Source organism: Micromonospora sp. CNZ297 (genome assembly GCF_007827625.1).
Map to the genome: position 1 here is coordinate 72,118 of NZ_VISU01000025.1, position 15,297 is coordinate 87,414.

The window sequence follows — 15,297 nt, forward strand, 5'->3', positions numbered from 1 at the left end:
CGCGCACACCAGTGCGCGCCCGACGGTACGGTGCTCCGACATGGAGACCCTGCCCCCCGACGCGCGCGCCGACCTCGACGCGGCACGCGCCGCGAAGGACGAGATCGAGCAGCTGGAGGCGCGCGTCGCCGAGCTACGCGGCACCCTCGGCGCGCGTCTGCTCCGCCTGGTGCGCGTTCACCGCGTGCCGAAGCGCGCGCTGGCCCGCCACCTCGACTACGCCTCCGACAACTCCGTGCGCCAGAAGATCAGCGGCTGAGCGAGCCCCGACACTGAGGAGACCCCTGTGGACCAGTTCGACCCGGCGCAGTGGGCGCCGGCCCTCGACCAGGTGGGCGCGATGATCGTGCCAACCGGTGCCGCCCTGGCCGCCGTACTGATCGGTCTGCTGTGGTGGCAGGTGCGGCGCCGCTCCCTGGCCAAGGTCGGCCGCGCCGTCACCACCCCGCTCGTGCTGCTGTGGGAGGCGCAGGGTCTCCACCACCTCGCCGTCATCAGCGGCGCGAAGGGCGTAGCGGCGTGGGTGCTGGCCGGCGTCACCAGCGCCGTGCTGATCACCCTCGCCGCCTACGCCGACGACCACCACAAGAAGCACGGGAACCTCGGCTGGCCCGGCCGGCTCGTGTGGATCGTGGCCGTCCCGATGGGCTTCGTCGTCGCCCTGACCGCCGCCACCACGGCCGAGTTCGCGCTGCGGATCGTTCTGCCGCTGCTCGTCGCCGTCGTCTGGTGGATCCCCTACGCCCCGGACGTCGTGAAGCGGGCCGCAGCGGCCGGGGAGTCGGTCCGCAAGAGCGGAGCGTTCCGCCTTTCCCCGCGCCGCATCCTGGTGTGGGCCGGCCTGGTCGACCCCACCGACGCCGACCTGAGCGTCGTCCACGAGGAGCGGCAGATCCGCCGGCTGACGACCGCCGCCCACAAGCTGCACCACGGCTGGCCGCTGTGGAAGCCGTTCCGCGCGGCCCGGCTGCGTCGCCTCGGTCTGGTCGCGACCCCGACGATGGTGGAGGAGGTGGCGCGGCGGGTCCGTCTCGTGCACGACATCGAACGCCTCACCTCTCCGGTGGCGGGCGACAACGCCCACGCGCCGAGCGCGCCCGGCGCGCGAGCCGACAGCGAGCCCGCCGGACCCGGCACGCGCGCTGACGACCCCGCGCTGACGACCGGCACGCGCGCCGACGACAGCGCGCCGACGACCGGCACGCGCGCCGAGCCCACCGAGCCGGTTCCGGGCGCGTCGGCGCGGCCCGCGCCGCGTCCGAAACCGGCCCGCGCCAAGACGGCCGGCGGGTCCACCGACTCGGCCGAGCCCGCCGCCGCTGGCGCGCGCTCGGGTGCCGCCCGGGCGGAGATCTCAGCGCGCGCCGAAGCCGCATATGCGCAGTACACGGCGTGGGTGGAGAAGAACGGAAGCGAGCCGGACGGGTCGACCGTCGCGGGTTGGATCGGCTACCGCAACGCGGCGAACGGGCGGAAGGCTCGCGAGCCGTGGCGCGTGCGGATCGCCCAGGAGATCGCGTCCGGCGCGCGTGCCCGCCCCGCGAACCTGCCCGGTGAGGTCGCCGCGCTGCTGCCCCCGGAGACGCGGGCGCGCGTGCCGGAGCAGAGCGCGCCGACTCCGGCTCGCGAGCCGAAGGTGGCCGAGCCGACGGGTGACGACATCCTCGGCGCGCTGGCTCTAGACGCCGTTGAGGTGACGGCAGGGCCTGCGAAGGACGCGCAGTCGCCGGTCCCGGTGGCCACCGCGTAGAGCAGGGAACCCGCAGAGGGGCCGACCGTGTGACCGGTCGGCCCCTCTTGCATGTTCACATGTTCTCAGGTATCGCGCGCGCCTGCGCGCATGCGCGCACCTAACGTGTAGGGCCGCCGGGCGGGGTGACAGCCAGTGTGAACGTCGGCCTGTGAACCCCGCTCCCCCGCCGTCGCGCCGTCATGCGTTCATGACGGTCGTCATGCCGTCATGCGCTCATGACGACGGGCTGATGTGGAGGCTCCCCCGCCACCCCCTACGCCCGGGCGCCCGTCGGGCGAACCGGTCGACGTCTCAGCCGACGGCGGATCGACCGCCTGGTGGGCAGACCCGTAGCCGGTCTACCTATCGGGTCAGTGAGGGGTCGGGTGATCACGCACATCGGCGCTTATGCCATCTGAGCTGCCCCTCTGCGGGTGGACTTCGCCACTGGCCCGACCGTCAGGGCGCGCGCCTACTGCCCCCTCGGGCGTCGCGCTGCCAGAATGCGCGGAGGTATCCCACACCCATCGCAAGGAGGACTCATCTTGTGGCCGGATCGCACAGAAGGAGCGGGGAGCGCGTGATCCTCGCCGTGATCAACGAGAAGGGCGGCAGCACCAAGACGACCACCACGGTCAACACCGCCGCCGCTCTCGCGGCCGAGGGGAAGCGCGTGCGCATCATCGACGCCGACCCGCAGGCCGGCAGCGCTACCTACTGGCTGCCCCCGAAGGACAACGTGGGGGAGGGGCTTGTAGACGTCTTCAGGGACAAATCGACCATAGACGATGTAACGTCACGAACCGCCGTCGACAACCTCTACATCGTCCCGTCGTGGACCACCCTCCGCGAGGTCGAACGTACCCGCGAGCCCGGCAGCGAACTCGTGCTCCGCTCGGCCCTCGCGACCAGCGAGGCGCCCATCGACGTCGACATCATCGACAGCCCGCACACCCTCGACGTCCTGGCCGTCGCCGCGGTCGCCGCCGCCGAGGGCCTCATCGTCCCCGTGCAGGCGTCCGGCCTTGACGTGGTGGGCATGGAGGAGTTGCTGGAGATGGTCAAGACCGTCCGACGGCGCATCAACCCGGACCTGCGGATCAGCGCGATCGTCGTCGGCCGCGCCAAAGCCATCGGACCCGGCCGCTACACCGCGTTCGACCAGCAGCTCATCGACTCGTTCCGGGCCCAGTACCCGGACAGCCTCGTCGCGCCGATCGCCGACAGCGTGCGGATGCGCGAGGCCACCGAGGCGCACATCCCGATCAACCTGTACGAGCCCAACGGGCGGTGCGCCGGCGACTTCGCCTCGCTCGCCAGCGGCCTGATCCAGAGAGAGGAGGCAGTCTGATGCCGAAGCCCCAGCGCCCCACCATCTCCGCCCCGGGCGGAGGCAGCATTCTGGACGAGGTGACCGCCGCGACCGCGGCCCGCCCCGCCGGCCGGCCGCCGTTCGCCCGCGACCCGCAGCCCGATCCGGAGCCCGCGCCCACCCCGGCCGCGGAGACCACCGAAGCGAAGGCGACCGCGCCCGCCGCAGCTGCTCCGGCCGCACCTCGCCGGCGTGCTTCGGCCCCACCCCGCTTGCCAGCCGCTCCCGCCCGCTCCGCGCCGCTTCCGCCGGCGCCGGGCATCCCGCAGCCCCCACCGGGCTACGTCGACAGCACCAAGCCCCTCCAGGTCTACCTGCCGGGCGGAGACCACTGGCTGCTGAAGTACGGCGTCCTCATCCGTGGCACCGACATGACCTCGGTCGTGGCCGCGCTGGTGAGCGCCTACAACCACGACCCGGACGCATGGCACGCCCTGATCGCCCGGGCCGACGAGGAGCGGGTGCCCCTCGGGGAACTGCTCAGCCCGGCGCTCGCCCAGGCCGTCGAGGACGCCGGGTGACCAAGGGGTCCGCCGTCTACCTCCAGGTGCGGCTGTAGCCCGCATCGGCCCAAGAGGGGCGCGGCCAGATTCGGCCGCGCCCCTCTTGCGCACCCAGTTAATCGCCGCTACAGTTTGGGGTGTAGGCGGGTGAGCGACCCGCCCCAACGGGAGGAGACCCCCGATGACTGCGACGACTATCACCCCCGGCATCCAGGCCATCATCGACGCCACCGTCGCCTTCAATGCCCAGCACGGCCCTGAGGCCGCCGCCGAGATCGCCTCCGCCACTCCCGTCGTGGACGTCACCTGGTCGGCCGACAGCACCGGCCGCCGCGTCACCATCACCGTCACCCCGGGCGTCCTGTTCGACAACGGCGAGGTCGCGTTCGGTGCGGAGGGCACCGTCTTCGGGCCGGTCCGGGTCTTCGACGGCCGCGACACGCTCGGCACCGCCCGCTGGGCCGCCCGTAAGGCGTACGACATCCCCGCCGGCGTGCTGGTCCGCTACTTCGCCCCCCGCCGCACCGCCCCGGTCCACACCGAGACCGCCTGACCAACCACTCCTGGAGAGCCGCCCGGCGAAGGGCGGCTCTCCAGAGCCGTCTACCAGTGCTGAGGGGTGGGTCAGTGGCCGCCGCCGCGCTGGCCCTACACGTAGGTGTAGCCGTTGGCCACGGTCACGTTGCCGGCGTCGTCGGCCACCACGACCGCCACCGCCCCGGCCGCCTTCGCCGGAGTGGTCACCTTGATCTGCGACTGGCTGATCACCTGGAGGTTCGTGCCGGCAGTCCCGCCGAACGTCACCCCCGACACCCCGGACAGGTTCGTGCCGGTGATGGTGACGACCGTGCCGCCGGCCGCCGGGCCCGTCGCCGGGGTCACCTGCGTCACCGTGGCCGCCGGGTAGTGGGCGTCGATCTCGGACTGAGGGATTCGGGTGCCGGCCGGGTACGCCAGCACCAGCTGGGTGCCGTCCACGGCCACGTCGGTCGGCCCGTACGGCACTCGCTTGTAGACCGGGGCCGTGACCTCACGGATCTGCGGGTCCGGCACGTTGGTGGCCGGGAAGGACGACTTGGGGATGCGCGCGCCGCTGGCGTCGAAGAGAGCAGTCATGGCCCGGATGATGAGTCCGCGACCCGGGTAGCGTCCCCGCTCGGGGGAGCGGCCGACCTGCTGTCCTAGGACGCGCTGCCGGTAGTGACGTGTCCAGCGCGGCACCTTCCCACGGCGGTTAAGGACTGCTACAGTATGGGTGTGCGGGTGAGCGACCCGCCGGAAACGGAGACCCCCGTGTTGACTCTCCCGATCGTGTGCGCCGGCGAGTACGAGGACGACAAGCCGATCGCGGTGTTCGCCCGCGTCCAGGACGCCGAGGAGTTCGTCCGCCGCTACAACGCCGAGCGCGGCCACGGCATCCACGACGGCGCCCGCGCCCGCGTCGAGTCGATCCCCGCGTACCCGGAGGGCGACCCGGGCCGCTCCGGCCACAACACGGCCGTCCGCCCGGACGGCGGCTGGGGCTGCTCGTGCGGCGCCGGGTCGCCGTACACGGACGAGCCGACCTCCCGCGAGCAGATGGACGCGCACCTGGAGCACTGGGCGGCCGAGACCGGCCAGCCCGCCATCGAGCCGCGCTGACCAGCTCCCGCCACCCTGGCGGGACCAGTCCCTGTCCCTACAACCACCAGTCCCTGTCCCTACAACCAGACGCATCCCCGCGAACGAGGAGACCCCATGCCTTTCGGCATCACGTACGACAACCGGATCACGTTCTTCCTGCGCGACGTCGACGGCGCGGTGCTGCGCGTGCACCCCGCCACCCAGGCGCAGGTCATCGAGGCCCGCTCGAAGGTCGGCGACCCGACCGCCGTCATCGAGACCACCACCGGCGGCATGCCCCGGATGCTGCCGATGCGGTCGGTGCTCTACACCGAGATCGACCAGGTGTCGAACCTCGACAAGGCGACGGTGGAGCTGTACCAGGACGCGGCCGGCTGCCTGTACCTGCGCGACCCGGAGGAGCCGACCGCCCGCTACATCGGTGAGCCCGCACCCAACCAGTTCATCCCCGACGCCCGGGCGCTGATCGAAGGCGACTGGGAGTTCGACGTGGAGTCGAACCCGCACCGCGGCCTCGACGGCCTGACGCTGATCGCCACCTACCGCAAGGGCATCCACTTCGCCGACGTGGTGTTCACCCCCGGCGACGACCCGACCCCCGTGGCCGGGGAGATGGGCGCGAAGTACATCGGCAAGCAGTGGCTGCGGCCCCGGCCGACTCTGGCCTGACCCTTCCCCGTGCGGCCCGGTGAGCGACCGGGCCGCACCGGTGGCGTCAGGAAGGAGACCCCGAATGAGGATCTTGACAGCCTTCACGGGGCGGACCGTCCGCCCCACCACCGCCGGACCGCGGCAGGCACACGCCGCCCTGGATCGGCAGGCGTACCGCACCTACGCCGAACTGAACCACCCGATGTCCGGCCTCGTCCGCGCCGGTCTACTCAGCCAGCTGGCCGCCCTGCACGAGCAGATGGGCCGGCTGCGGCCCGAGGCGTTCGGCCCGTCACCGATCGCCGACGAGGGCGGCCGGGACATGGCCGAGGCGGACCTGCACGCCGCGACGCTGCTGGACCTGCTCGCCGACGTCGAATACGCCGCCACCATCAACGGCCCCCGCACCATCACCGACACGTGGTTGGAAGCGCACGCCGGGCCGGTCCTCACCCGGATGGCCGCCACCCGCGACCCGGTAGCCCGGGGCCGGATGCTGGACAACCTGTACGACGCGGTGGTCGACGTCGTGGGCCCGCACGCCGCCGAGGTGATCAACGCGGTGCCGATGCCCGGCCACGAGCGGCCCGTCACCCTCCTGCAGCACCTCGCGACCCTCCCGTGGCAGGGCCTGGCGCGGGAGCTGCTGTGGGTCCTGATCGTCGTCTCCACGGCCGTCGTGACCGCCGCCGTGGTGTTCCCGCCGCCGGCACCGCAGTTCGGGCCTCCCGACGAGATGGCGGCCGTCATCACGATCCTGGCGGCCGCCGCAGCCGGTGTGGGCGCCACGCTCCTGCCGATCCTGCGCCCGCTCCGCCTGCCCACGATCCCCGCGCTGCTGTGGTCCACCGCGCTCGGGCTGATCATCGCCGACATGTGGCACGACATCGGCCCGAAGTCGGCCGTGACCGCCGTGTCCCTCACCCTCGCGGTCGGCGGCACCCTGCTCGCGCGACTGCGACACCGCTGATCCCATCCACACAGACCGGCCCGGGTGAGCGACCCGGGCCGGTCCCGCCCCCCGGGAGACCCCCCTTGCACCACAACGATCTTGGCCAGGACGTAAACCCCGCGCGGCTCCTACCGTCCGCCGACATGACGACGTTCCCCCCGACGCCGGCCGACGCGGACGCCACAGACGCCCTGCTCGGCCCCACCCGGATGCTGCCGCTGCGGATCCCCGGCGCCACCCTGCGCTCCGACCCGGACCTCCTCCTCCCGGTCCCCGCCGACGCACTCCTCGATGAGGCCGACGCGATCGTGTGGGCCGACCTCGTCGCCCGCCTCGGCGACCCCACCACCGGCCCCCTCAGCCACACCGGCTGCCGCTGCGGTCAACCCCAGCCCGGCATCCGCGCCGTCGGCCGCGCCCGCGCCCGCACCGCCAAGGCCAAGATTCGCGGCCAGCGCCGACGCAACCGCCGCCGGTGAGCCACACCGACACCGGCCGCCGCTGGACCGAGCTGATGGACATCGACCAGCTGCCCGGCGCCCACCGGAACCCCCGCCGCCACAACATCCCCGAACTGCGCGCCTCCATCGCCCGGTTCGGCTACGCCGACGCGATGATCCTGGATGAGCGCACCGGCCGCCTCGTCGCCGGACACGGCCGCCGTGACACCCTCCGCGGCCTCCGCGACTCCGGTGAGCCCCCACCGAAGGGCATCGTCGTCGGTGAGCGCGGCGAGTGGCTCGCACCCGTACAGCGCGGCTGGGCCTCCCCGAATGATGTGGAGGCAGCAGGCTTCCTCGCCTCCCACAACCGTCAGGGCGAACTCGCCGGCTGGGACCTCGACGGCCTCGTAGACATCCTCGGCGACCAGGACGACTACACCGGCCTCGGCTGGACCCCCGAGGAAATCGACCGGCTCCTCGACGGCCCCGACCCCGCCAGCAGCGGTGACAGCGACGACGCCACCGACGGGGACGACGACCAGCAGGACCAGGCCGACGCCCCCACCCCCGCCGCCGGCGTCCAGTACGGCGTCCTCGTCATCTGCGCCGACGAAGCCGAACAAGCCGCCGTCCACACCCAGCTCCAGCTCGACGGCTACGACTGCCGGCCCATCAGCCGCTGACCCCGCGCCCCGGGACGTAAGCCACCACCCCGACCTACCGTCCGGCCGTCCAGCAACACCCGCAGACCAGCAGGAGGAGAGCGTGGGCAGACACCGCAACCACGCCCCCCAGCGCACCCTCAACCCCCGCTGGACCACCCTCAACCTCCGCGTGGTCTCCATCAGCGCCAGCCCCATCTTCTGGGCACTCCTCGCCGGAGCCGCCACCTGGACATGCATCGTCGGCGCCTTCCTCGCCCTCGGAACAGGCAGGTGACCTCGTGACCGTCACCGACCAGCCCGGCCGGCACGTCGCCCGCACCGTCGGCCGCCGATCCAAACTCACCCCCGAAACCGCCGACCGCATCATCAAAGCCGTCCGCCTCGGCAACTTCCTCGACACCGCCGCCAAGGCCGCAGGCGTCCACCCCGCCACCGTCTACCGCTGGATCCAAGACGGCGAAGCACCCGGAGCACCGAAGGCCAAGCGCGAGTTCTGCGAGGCGTTGACGCGGGCGCGTGCGGAGGCCGAGCAGCGGATGGTCGGCGCGGTGATCAAGGACGCCAGCGGCGGTTACGTGACGAAGAGGGTCACCCGGGTGCTGCGCAACGGGGACACAGAGACCGAGGAGACGATCGCCGGCCCCAACGGCAAGGTCGCCCTGGAGTTCCTGTCCCGGGCGTTCCCGGACCGGTGGGCGTCCCGCAAGGCCCTCGAAGTGACCGGCGCTGGTGGCGGCCCCATCCAGGTGTCCGCCGAGCGGATCAACGGCCTCGCCGACCGGGTGCAGGCCGCGCTGTCGTCCGCCGTGGTGGACGCCGAAATCGTGGACGACGAAGAGGAGGCGGCGGCCTGATGGACGCCTACGAGTTGCAGTTGCTCCACGAGGCCGAGGAGACCGCTGCCCGGGAGCTGGCGGTGTGGGATGCGCTCGCCGTGCATGTGGGCGGGCCGCTGGTGGCCTGGCATCGGGGTGCCGCCGTGTACCGGCTGGATGCCGTCAACGCGGCGCAGGTGCGGCATCTGGCGCTCGGTGTGCTGGCCGCCGCGGTCGCGTTGTACGACGAGCCGGCGGCGGCGGTCCTCGGCGACGTGATTTCGCCGCGTCGGCGCGCCGACCTGGCGGCCGTCGGTGTCGCCTTCGTGCCGGTTCCCGCCGGTAGAATCGACCTGCGTGCCGGTGAGCGACCGGCCCGCGTGAAGGAGACCCCGTGGTGACCACCGGTCGCCGGCCGTACCGCCTCGTGCTGGTGAAGGCCGGTCTGGAGTTCCGCACCCGCAACGAGTACCGCAACGAGCACGCCGCCGTCGCTGATGGGCGGCACTTCGTGGCGTCCGGGTGGGACCTGGCGTGGGTGCGCACCGCCGCAGGGGTCGACCTGTACCGCATCGAGATGACCCCTCGGAAGGAGGCCGGCCGTGGCCGGTGACACCACCCTGACGATCGTCGGGAACCTCACGGACGACCCGGAGCTTCGGTTCACCCCTGGTGGGGCGGCGGTGGCGAAGTTCCGTGTCGCCTCGACGCCCCGCTACCTGGACAAGGCGTCCGGGCAGTGGAAGGACGGCGAGCCGCTGTTCATGGCCTGCGTGCTGTGGAACCAGCCGGCGGAGCACCTGGCCGAGTCGTTGCAGCGCGGCGCCCGGGTGATCGTGACCGGCCGGTTGCGGCAGCGGTCCTACGAAGCCCGGGACGGGTCCGGGAAGCGGACCGTCATCGAGCTGGAGGTAGACGAGATCGGGCCGTCGCTGCGGTACGCCACAGCGAAGGTGCAGAAGATGGGCCGCGGTTCGGGTACCCCGACGGCGCAGCAGCGGCCGGCGGGCGGGTTCGACCCGGACGACCCGTGGTCCACGCCTGCGGTGAGCGGCGGCCCGGAGACGCGGCCGTGACCGCCCCGGCGCCGGTGCGCCGCTACGGCGGCAGCCGCGTGGCCGACGTGCATCCCGACGACACCACGGCGCGGCTGCGCGTCGGTGAGCAGCTGCTCGCCGTCCGTACGAGCCTGGGCCTGTCGCGGCAGGCGGCTGCGGCCCGGGGCGGCCGGTCGAAGGCGTCGATCCAGTCGATGGAGCTGCGCGGCTACTGGACCGTCGGAACGCTTCAGCGGTGGGCGCGGTGGCTCGACCACCGGTTCACGTGGACGCTGCATCTGCCGTTCGAGCTGGAGCCGGACGCCCTGGCCGTCATGTACGCGGCGAAGACGATCGGCGCGCCGGAGACGGTCGACGCTTACGCCCGCGCCGGTCTGGTCAACGACATGCGGCGCGCCCGGGAAGCGGCCGGGCTCACCCAGAAGCAGCTGGGGCAGCGTCTCGGTGTCAGCCTGGACACGATCAACCGGGCCGAGCGGATCGAGGACAACCTCGACCTGGCCGCGGCGCAGCGGCACCTGCGGGGCTGCGGCGGCTGGCTGGAGCCCCGCATCGAGCCGCTGGCCGGTGTCCGGTGAGCGCCCCGTACGCGGCCCGGTTCTGGGACCTGCACCCCGACGATGCCCTGGCACGCCGGGACCTGATCGCCGGGATCCGCGGGCTGCGGGAGGAGGCCGGCCTGACCGGCCGGGACGTCGCCGCCCGGATGGGCTGGAAGAGCCCTCACGGCGCCCTGTGGCGGGTTGAGCGGGCCGACAACTGGCAGCTGCGGACCCTCCAAGCCCTGGCGCGCCTGTACGGGCGGCGGCTGGCTGTTGAGATCGCCGCTCCGCTGCCCGACGACGGTGACCCCCTCGCTGCGGTGTACGCGGCGATGCGCCCGGCCAGCCCGGCCGCGGCCGACGAACTCACCCGCGCGGTGCTGGTCCGTGACCTGGTTCGGATCCGTATCGACGCCGGTTTGCGGCAGGAAGATGTCGCCGCGGTGATGGGTGTCAGCGACAAGGCCGTGCAGCTGTGGGAGCAAGGCGCCGACGGGGTGATGGTCGCCCCGGCTCAGCGGTACGCCCGCGCCGTCGGTACCCGGCTGACATTCCGGCTCACCGCGGTTGACGCGCCCGCCGAGGTGACGGCATGACGGCGGGCTCCTTCACCGTGTTCGTGTCCTGGCAGGGAAGCAGCACTGTCGCTGCGGTCGAGACGCGGGAGCCGCTCCTCGACTGGCCGTCCGCGCGGTCCCTCGCGCTTCGTCTCGCCTGCTGCAACGGTGCCCGCTACGTGACCGTGCAGGGCCCGGGCGCCGTGGTGGTCGGCGACTGGGACCGCTACACCAACCGGTGGCGGGAGTACGCCCTGCACGTCGGCGTCTGCGACAACGATCTGGAGCCCGACGGGGAGCCGTGCGGCGGGCAGCTCTACGCCAAGCCGAGCGACGTGCAGGTCCGCTGCCCCCGCTGCGGCGGCTGGACCGGCTACCGGGCGCGCGGCATGCGCCAGCCGTTCGAGGCGGCAGCATGAGCGCGCTGGTCACCGACGCGGAGACTCCCGCCCTGGGGGAGACGGCCACCGCCGTGTTCGGGCCCGCCCAGCCGTGCCGCCGTCACCCCGGCCGGCCAACGACGGTGTGCGCCGGCTGCCACCCCTACCGGTACGAGCTGACCCGCACCTGGGACCGTCGCCGCCCACCGGCCACGTTCCTGATGCTCAACCCCAGCACGGCCGACGCGCTCACCGACGACCCCACCATCCGCCGCTGCATCGGCTACGCCCGCACCTGGGCCTGCGGCGGCCTGGTCGTCATCAACACGTTCGCTCTCCGGTCCACAGACCCGCGCGCCCTCTACGGCCACGCGGACCCGATCGGCCCGGACAACGACCGGGTGATCGGCCAGCGCCTCACCCGGATCGCAGCCAACGGTGGGCCGCTGATCGCCGCGTGGGGCGCCCACGGCGTCCACCTCGACCGCCACCGGCAGGTCGCCGCGCTCACCGCGCAGCGGGGCGTGCAGATGGCCGCGCTGGCCATCACCAAGGGCGGCCACCCCGGCCACCCGCTCTACCTGCCCCGCACCGCCCGTCCTGTTCCGTACGAGCCCCTGGAGACCCGATGAGCCACGCCGGAGACGAGTCGACCGCTTCCCCGGACAGCGCAACCTGGGGCGAGCGTGAGGTCATCGCCGGCCTGCGCACCGGCGCCGCCCACCCGACCCTGCAGAAGGGCGCAGCGAACCTGATCGAGCGGCTGCTCCGCGAGCGCGGCCACGCGCAGCCCACCGTCCTTCGGGATGCGCCCTTGACGGACGAGTACCACACCGCCGGCGTCTACTGCGGCGAGTCGGCGCACTGCACCCCGCCCTACCCGGGTGCGCTGCCCGGCACCCCCTATCAGCGCGGGGAGCTGCTCACCGAGCTGGAGCACAAGGCGATGGGGCTCACCGCTGAGCTGTGGGAGACGCTGTGCCACGTCGTCGGCACCGCGGCGTCGGCCGGGCAGGATCTCGCCGAGCTGGCCGCGCCGATCAACGCCCTCCAGCACGCGATCCTCGCCCAGGCGGCCGCCCGTGCCTACCCGGATCGGTACCGGCTTCTCGGCGGCGCCATCACCCGCACCTCGGCGGCCGGCCAGTGAAGCGGTCCTGGCGGGCTGGGTGGCTCGGGCGTCTCCTCGGCGTCCACTCGCCGACCGCGGAGCAGCTCGGCTGGTGCTGGTGTCAGCGGTGATCGTGCTTCGGGCGGACACGCGAAAGGCGTGCCTGCTCAGCCTTGCGGCTGGCGGGCACGCCTGGGGCCCGGTTGCCCGGGCCCGGGGGTTGTCTCAGGCGGTGGCCTGCCAGTCGGCGTTGGCCTCCGCGTTGCGCCGCCGGGTGGCCTCGGCCAGCGCGCGGCCGGCGCTCATGTCGGGGTTGGCGCGGAGGAGGTCCAGGGCGACCTGCTCGTCGGGGTTCGCCGTGGCGCGGCACTCGGCGAAGGCCGACGGGGTGAACCGGGCGATCCGCTTGAGGTTTCCCTCGACCTTGATCTTCATCTCTGGCTCCTTCGTTCGCCCTCACCTGCTTACACCCCAAAGTGTAGCAGACATTCACCACGAGGGGAAGGGGTAATCCGATGCCCGCACCGAAAATCCCGGTCGACCCCGCCCGCACCAGCGGCCAGCACCTCGTCACCGACCTACCCACCGGGCCGATCCCGCTACCCGGCGACGTCCTCACCGTCACCGACCCGCACGGCCGCACCGGCCTCGCCCGCCTGGCCTGCACCGACCTGGCCCGCAAACGCCTCTACCTCGCCGTCACCTGGCCTCACCCGCTCGACCGGCCCACCCCGGCCGAGCCTCCCGTCCGGTGGGTGCAGGCCCCGGCCCTCACCGCCGCGGTGTTCGCCGCCGGCGGCACCGTCCACCCCGTCGACCTCGCCGCCCACCTTGCAGCCGACCAGGAGACCAGCCGTGTCTAACTCCCGCGCCCTGCGCCGCCGCATGGCCCGCTTCCAGCAGGCCCTCACCGACCACCGCGCCAACCGGCTCGACACCCGGCCCGCCGGTGTGACAGCCCTCTACAAGGGCCGCCTCAACGCCTACCGGTGCCCCGCCTGCCAGAGCTGCACCGTCACCATCGACGTGGACGCCGGAGTCACCCCGTCCACCCTGGCCTGCCGCGCCACCGACAGCTGCGAAGGCACCGCCTTCTCCCTCGGCTACCCGATCCCCGAGGCGTGGCCCGCCGGAGTCACCACCCAGCCCGCCTGGGAGTGGTACCGGCCCGGCGAGCGGCAGCTGTCCCGGCTGCGCCGCCGCGACCCCGAGGCGTACGAGCACGTCGTCAAGGGCGGCCTGCTGCTCCGCCCGTACGGTGCCGGCCGCGGCCCCGAACAGGCCGACTTGGAGCCCACCGAGCCCGATCCGGCCCCGGCTTCCCAGGCCGCCGCCGACAGCACCGGGCCGGACGTCCGATGACCGCCACCAGCGCGCTGGAGCGCCTCCGCGTGGGTCTCGCCGACCGGGGCATCACCGTTCCCGACAGCGGCGACCCGGCCGATACCGTGCAGGCCGCGCTGACCGCGATCGACCGGCTCCGCGGCCCCCTCGCCAACCTCACCCAGCCGGCAATGCAACTGCACATCCACCCGGCGCCGCCCCCGCCGGTGATCGTGCCCGTCCCGTACGACCCGCGCACCGGCCGGATGCTCGCGTGACCGCGATCGTCGGCCTCGTCCACCGCGGCGCCGTCCACATCGGCGGGGACTCCGCCGGAGTCGGCCCCGGCTGGTCCAGCAGCGTCCGCGCCGACGCGAAGGTGTTCCGCAACGGCCCGTACCTGATGGGCTTCACCGACAGCTTCCGCATGGGGCAGCTGCTCCGCTACGCCCTCACCCCACCGAAGCTCCCCACCGCCCCGGCCGCGCTGGACCGGCACATGGCCACCACGTTCATCGACGCCGTACGGAAGACCCTCGTCGACGGCGGCTGGCTCACCCTCGACTCCGGCCGGGAACTCGGCGGCACGTTCCTCGTCGGCACCGCTGGCCGCCTGTTCCAGGTGTACGGCGACTTCCAGGTCGGCGAGCCCGCCGACGGGTACGCCGCCGTCGGCTGCGGCCAGGACATCGCCCTCGGCGCTCTCCACGCCACCGTCGGGCAGCCCCCGGCCCGGCGGGTGAAGGCCGCCCTCGAAGCCGCCGCGCACTTCAGCGCAGGGGTGCGCGGCCCGTTCATCCACCTGCACCAGCGACCCCCCAAGGAGACCCCGTGAGCCTGCCCGACGATGCGGTCCAGACCCGCCGGGCCCGCTGCTGGAGCTCGCGGTGCCGGGCGGACCCTCGCTGCGGGTCAGCAGCCCTGACGGGCGGCTTCTCGCCGCAGTGCACCCCTCCGGCCGGGGGAGCTGCCCGCAGACGCCAGCGAGGCGGCTACGGCGTTCTGGACGGCCATTGCGGCCGCGTTCCCGGGCCTGGAGGCGCAGGGCCAGCCCGGCCTGTAGCGCGTACGACGGAAGGGCCCGCAGGGACGTCCCTGCGGGCCCTTCCGTCGTACGGTCTACTTCCCGGCTTGCTCCAGGATGCTGCCGGCCTCACCGAGCGCCCACGCGCCCGTGTTGAGCGCCTTGCGCGCCTCTGTCAGGCGGGAACGGGCGGAGACAACCCCACCGTAGGGCGGTGAGGGCAGATCCTCGCCGTCGAGCCGGTGGACGATCGTCTCCACCGCGCGGACGGTCTGGTGGAGGAGCCACGCCCGCTCGCCGATGGTGGGGGCGGGCATCGGCGCGGCGGTGCGGCCGTCCAGCCAGGAGTGCGCGGTGGGCTGCGCGATGCCGAACTTCGCGGCGATGGCCCGCTCGGACAGGCCGGCTTGGGCGGCGGCGATGGCGGCGGCGCGGGCCTCCTCGTCGGCCTCGGTGATGAGGCGGGCGAGGGGGGCGAGGGCGTCGCGGAGGTTCCGGGCCCGGTCGAGGCGGGTGAGGGCGTCGCTGAGCTGGTCGGTGTTGATG

Annotated in this window: 27 protein-coding genes; 24 read left to right on the top strand and 3 right to left on the bottom strand. The window is 73.3% G+C overall.

Annotation, left to right across the window (positions count from 1 at the left end):
• The first annotated feature begins 40 nt into the window (after nt 1-40).
• From FB454_RS30190 to FB454_RS30210, 5 genes are all read left to right on the top strand, one after another.
• The gene (locus tag FB454_RS30190) at nt 41-259 is read left to right on the top strand and encodes a hypothetical protein (RefSeq protein WP_145823984.1); all 219 of its coding nucleotides are present in this window, start codon (nt 41-43) and stop codon (nt 257-259) included.
• Nucleotides 260-286: 27 nt separating this feature from the next.
• Complete coding sequence (locus tag FB454_RS30195) at nt 287-1,750, top strand: hypothetical protein (protein WP_145823985.1); 1,464 nt, start codon at nt 287-289, stop codon at nt 1,748-1,750.
• Nucleotides 1,751-2,312: 562 nt separating this feature from the next.
• Complete coding sequence (locus FB454_RS30200; RefSeq protein ID WP_186461692.1) at nt 2,313-3,083, top strand: ParA family protein; 771 nt, start codon at nt 2,313-2,315, stop codon at nt 3,081-3,083.
• A complete protein-coding gene (locus tag FB454_RS30205; protein ID WP_145755479.1) occupies nt 3,083-3,625 on the top strand; it encodes a hypothetical protein in 543 nt (180 codons plus the stop codon). Before FB454_RS30200 ends, FB454_RS30205 begins: the two co-directional genes overlap by 1 nt.
• A 163-nt stretch (nt 3,626-3,788) precedes the next feature.
• Complete coding sequence (locus tag FB454_RS30210) at nt 3,789-4,160, top strand: hypothetical protein (RefSeq protein ID WP_145755480.1); 372 nt, start codon at nt 3,789-3,791, stop codon at nt 4,158-4,160.
• A 95-nt stretch (nt 4,161-4,255) separates the two neighbouring features.
• Here the strand turns inward: FB454_RS30210 and FB454_RS30215 are convergent, their stop codons facing one another.
• Nucleotides 4,256-4,723 carry an IPT/TIG domain-containing protein gene (locus FB454_RS30215; RefSeq protein WP_145755481.1) on the bottom strand — a complete coding sequence of 156 codons (468 nt, stop codon included), beginning with the start codon at nt 4,721-4,723 and terminating at the stop codon, nt 4,256-4,258.
• A gap of 177 nt (nt 4,724-4,900) precedes the next feature.
• Between FB454_RS30215 and FB454_RS30220 the strand changes: the two genes are divergently transcribed.
• The 15 genes from FB454_RS30220 (at nt 4,901) to FB454_RS30285 (ending at nt 12,443) form a co-directional block, all read left to right on the top strand.
• Nucleotides 4,901-5,248, top strand: a complete 348-nt coding sequence (locus tag FB454_RS30220; RefSeq protein ID WP_145755482.1) for a hypothetical protein — start codon at nt 4,901-4,903, stop codon at nt 5,246-5,248.
• Between the two features lie 96 nt (nt 5,249-5,344).
• Entirely contained in the window at nt 5,345-5,899 is a 555-nt protein-coding gene (locus tag FB454_RS30225) for a hypothetical protein (protein WP_145823986.1), read from the top strand.
• 64 nt (nt 5,900-5,963) lie between these two features.
• On the top strand, nt 5,964-6,851 hold the full coding sequence (locus FB454_RS30230) for a hypothetical protein (protein ID WP_145755484.1): 888 nt from the start codon (nt 5,964-5,966) through the stop codon (nt 6,849-6,851).
• Between the two features lie 125 nt (nt 6,852-6,976).
• On the top strand, nt 6,977-7,312 hold the full coding sequence (locus tag FB454_RS30235) for a hypothetical protein (protein ID WP_145823987.1): 336 nt from the start codon (nt 6,977-6,979) through the stop codon (nt 7,310-7,312).
• Nucleotides 7,309-7,959 carry a ParB N-terminal domain-containing protein gene (locus tag FB454_RS30240; RefSeq protein WP_145755486.1) on the top strand — a complete coding sequence of 217 codons (651 nt, stop codon included), beginning with the start codon at nt 7,309-7,311 and terminating at the stop codon, nt 7,957-7,959. The genes FB454_RS30235 and FB454_RS30240 overlap by 4 nt, the downstream gene beginning before the upstream one ends.
• Before the next feature lie 82 nt (nt 7,960-8,041).
• Nucleotides 8,042-8,215 (top strand): hypothetical protein, encoded by a 174-nt coding sequence (locus FB454_RS35105; RefSeq protein WP_186461693.1) that lies wholly within the window; start codon nt 8,042-8,044, stop codon nt 8,213-8,215.
• 4 nt (nt 8,216-8,219) lie between these two features.
• Nucleotides 8,220-8,795: a helix-turn-helix domain-containing protein gene (locus FB454_RS30245; protein ID WP_145755489.1), complete on the top strand. Its 576-nt coding sequence runs from the start codon at nt 8,220-8,222 to the stop codon at nt 8,793-8,795.
• Nucleotides 8,795-9,157, top strand: a complete 363-nt coding sequence (locus FB454_RS30250) for a hypothetical protein (protein ID WP_145823988.1) — start codon at nt 8,795-8,797, stop codon at nt 9,155-9,157. Before FB454_RS30245 ends, FB454_RS30250 begins: the two co-directional genes overlap by 1 nt.
• Nucleotides 9,151-9,369: a hypothetical protein gene (locus tag FB454_RS30255; protein ID WP_145755491.1), complete on the top strand. Its 219-nt coding sequence runs from the start codon at nt 9,151-9,153 to the stop codon at nt 9,367-9,369. Before FB454_RS30250 ends, FB454_RS30255 begins: the two co-directional genes overlap by 7 nt.
• On the top strand, nt 9,359-9,832 hold the full coding sequence (locus FB454_RS30260) for a single-stranded DNA-binding protein (protein ID WP_145755492.1): 474 nt from the start codon (nt 9,359-9,361) through the stop codon (nt 9,830-9,832). Before FB454_RS30255 ends, FB454_RS30260 begins: the two co-directional genes overlap by 11 nt.
• Nucleotides 9,829-10,392, top strand: a complete 564-nt coding sequence (locus tag FB454_RS35555; protein ID WP_316250340.1) for a helix-turn-helix domain-containing protein — start codon at nt 9,829-9,831, stop codon at nt 10,390-10,392. The genes FB454_RS30260 and FB454_RS35555 overlap by 4 nt, the downstream gene beginning before the upstream one ends.
• Complete coding sequence (locus tag FB454_RS30270; RefSeq protein WP_145755493.1) at nt 10,389-10,952, top strand: helix-turn-helix transcriptional regulator; 564 nt, start codon at nt 10,389-10,391, stop codon at nt 10,950-10,952. The genes FB454_RS35555 and FB454_RS30270 overlap by 4 nt, the downstream gene beginning before the upstream one ends.
• Nucleotides 10,949-11,332: a hypothetical protein gene (locus tag FB454_RS30275; RefSeq protein WP_145755494.1), complete on the top strand. Its 384-nt coding sequence runs from the start codon at nt 10,949-10,951 to the stop codon at nt 11,330-11,332. The genes FB454_RS30270 and FB454_RS30275 overlap by 4 nt, the downstream gene beginning before the upstream one ends.
• Nucleotides 11,329-11,925: a DUF1643 domain-containing protein gene (locus FB454_RS30280; protein WP_145755495.1), complete on the top strand. Its 597-nt coding sequence runs from the start codon at nt 11,329-11,331 to the stop codon at nt 11,923-11,925. The genes FB454_RS30275 and FB454_RS30280 overlap by 4 nt, the downstream gene beginning before the upstream one ends.
• Nucleotides 11,922-12,443, top strand: a complete 522-nt coding sequence (locus FB454_RS30285) for a hypothetical protein (protein ID WP_145755496.1) — start codon at nt 11,922-11,924, stop codon at nt 12,441-12,443. Before FB454_RS30280 ends, FB454_RS30285 begins: the two co-directional genes overlap by 4 nt.
• 186 nt (nt 12,444-12,629) lie before the next feature.
• On the opposite strand, the gene FB454_RS30290 is transcribed toward FB454_RS30285, so the two are convergent.
• Nucleotides 12,630-12,839, bottom strand: coding sequence for a hypothetical protein (locus FB454_RS30290; RefSeq protein WP_145755497.1), 210 nt, complete (start codon nt 12,837-12,839; stop codon nt 12,630-12,632).
• A gap of 80 nt (nt 12,840-12,919) precedes the next feature.
• On the opposite strand from FB454_RS30290, the gene FB454_RS30295 reads away from it, so the two are divergent.
• Genes FB454_RS30295 through FB454_RS30310 form a run of 4 tightly spaced genes read left to right on the top strand, consistent with a single transcriptional unit; the run spans nt 12,920 to nt 14,562 of the window.
• On the top strand, nt 12,920-13,267 hold the full coding sequence (locus FB454_RS30295; RefSeq protein WP_145755498.1) for a hypothetical protein: 348 nt from the start codon (nt 12,920-12,922) through the stop codon (nt 13,265-13,267).
• Nucleotides 13,260-13,766 (top strand): hypothetical protein, encoded by a 507-nt coding sequence (locus FB454_RS30300; RefSeq protein WP_145755499.1) that lies wholly within the window; start codon nt 13,260-13,262, stop codon nt 13,764-13,766. Before FB454_RS30295 ends, FB454_RS30300 begins: the two co-directional genes overlap by 8 nt.
• Nucleotides 13,763-14,005: a hypothetical protein gene (locus FB454_RS30305; RefSeq protein WP_145755500.1), complete on the top strand. Its 243-nt coding sequence runs from the start codon at nt 13,763-13,765 to the stop codon at nt 14,003-14,005. Before FB454_RS30300 ends, FB454_RS30305 begins: the two co-directional genes overlap by 4 nt.
• Nucleotides 14,002-14,562, top strand: a complete 561-nt coding sequence (locus FB454_RS30310; protein ID WP_145755501.1) for a hypothetical protein — start codon at nt 14,002-14,004, stop codon at nt 14,560-14,562. The genes FB454_RS30305 and FB454_RS30310 overlap by 4 nt, the downstream gene beginning before the upstream one ends.
• Nucleotides 14,563-14,846: 284 nt before the next feature.
• Here the strand turns inward: FB454_RS30310 and FB454_RS35110 are convergent.
• A partial coding sequence (locus FB454_RS35110) for a helix-turn-helix domain-containing protein (RefSeq protein ID WP_222433947.1) occupies nt 14,847-15,297 on the bottom strand: 451 nt, incomplete at its 5' end.

What these genes read in the sequence shown, in the direction of transcription:
- FB454_RS30305 (WP_145755500.1), top strand. Translation starts at nt 13,763, where the DNA reads ATGACCGCCACCAGCGCGCTGGAGCGCCTCCGCGTGGGTCTCGCCGAC.
- FB454_RS30210 (WP_145755480.1), top strand. Translation starts at nt 3,789, where the DNA reads ATGACTGCGACGACTATCACCCCCGGCATCCAGGCCATCATCGACGCC.
- FB454_RS30275 (WP_145755494.1), top strand. Translation starts at nt 10,949, where the DNA reads ATGACGGCGGGCTCCTTCACCGTGTTCGTGTCCTGGCAGGGAAGCAGC.
- FB454_RS30215 (WP_145755481.1), bottom strand. Translation starts at nt 4,723, where the DNA reads ATGACTGCTCTCTTCGACGCCAGCGGCGCGCGCATCCCCAAGTCGTCC.
- FB454_RS30235 (WP_145823987.1), top strand. Translation starts at nt 6,977, where the DNA reads ATGACGACGTTCCCCCCGACGCCGGCCGACGCGGACGCCACAGACGCC.
- FB454_RS30225 (WP_145823986.1), top strand. Translation starts at nt 5,345, where the DNA reads ATGCCTTTCGGCATCACGTACGACAACCGGATCACGTTCTTCCTGCGC.
- FB454_RS30205 (WP_145755479.1), top strand. Translation starts at nt 3,083, where the DNA reads ATGCCGAAGCCCCAGCGCCCCACCATCTCCGCCCCGGGCGGAGGCAGC.
- FB454_RS30190 (WP_145823984.1), top strand. Translation starts at nt 41, where the DNA reads ATGGAGACCCTGCCCCCCGACGCGCGCGCCGACCTCGACGCGGCACGC.
- FB454_RS30290 (WP_145755497.1), bottom strand. Translation starts at nt 12,839, where the DNA reads ATGAAGATCAAGGTCGAGGGAAACCTCAAGCGGATCGCCCGGTTCACC.
- FB454_RS30285 (WP_145755496.1), top strand. Translation starts at nt 11,922, where the DNA reads ATGAGCCACGCCGGAGACGAGTCGACCGCTTCCCCGGACAGCGCAACC.
- FB454_RS30295 (WP_145755498.1), top strand. Translation starts at nt 12,920, where the DNA reads ATGCCCGCACCGAAAATCCCGGTCGACCCCGCCCGCACCAGCGGCCAG.
- FB454_RS30280 (WP_145755495.1), top strand. Translation starts at nt 11,329, where the DNA reads ATGAGCGCGCTGGTCACCGACGCGGAGACTCCCGCCCTGGGGGAGACG.
- FB454_RS30250 (WP_145823988.1), top strand. Translation starts at nt 8,795, where the DNA reads ATGGACGCCTACGAGTTGCAGTTGCTCCACGAGGCCGAGGAGACCGCT.
- FB454_RS30230 (WP_145755484.1), top strand. Translation starts at nt 5,964, where the DNA reads ATGAGGATCTTGACAGCCTTCACGGGGCGGACCGTCCGCCCCACCACC.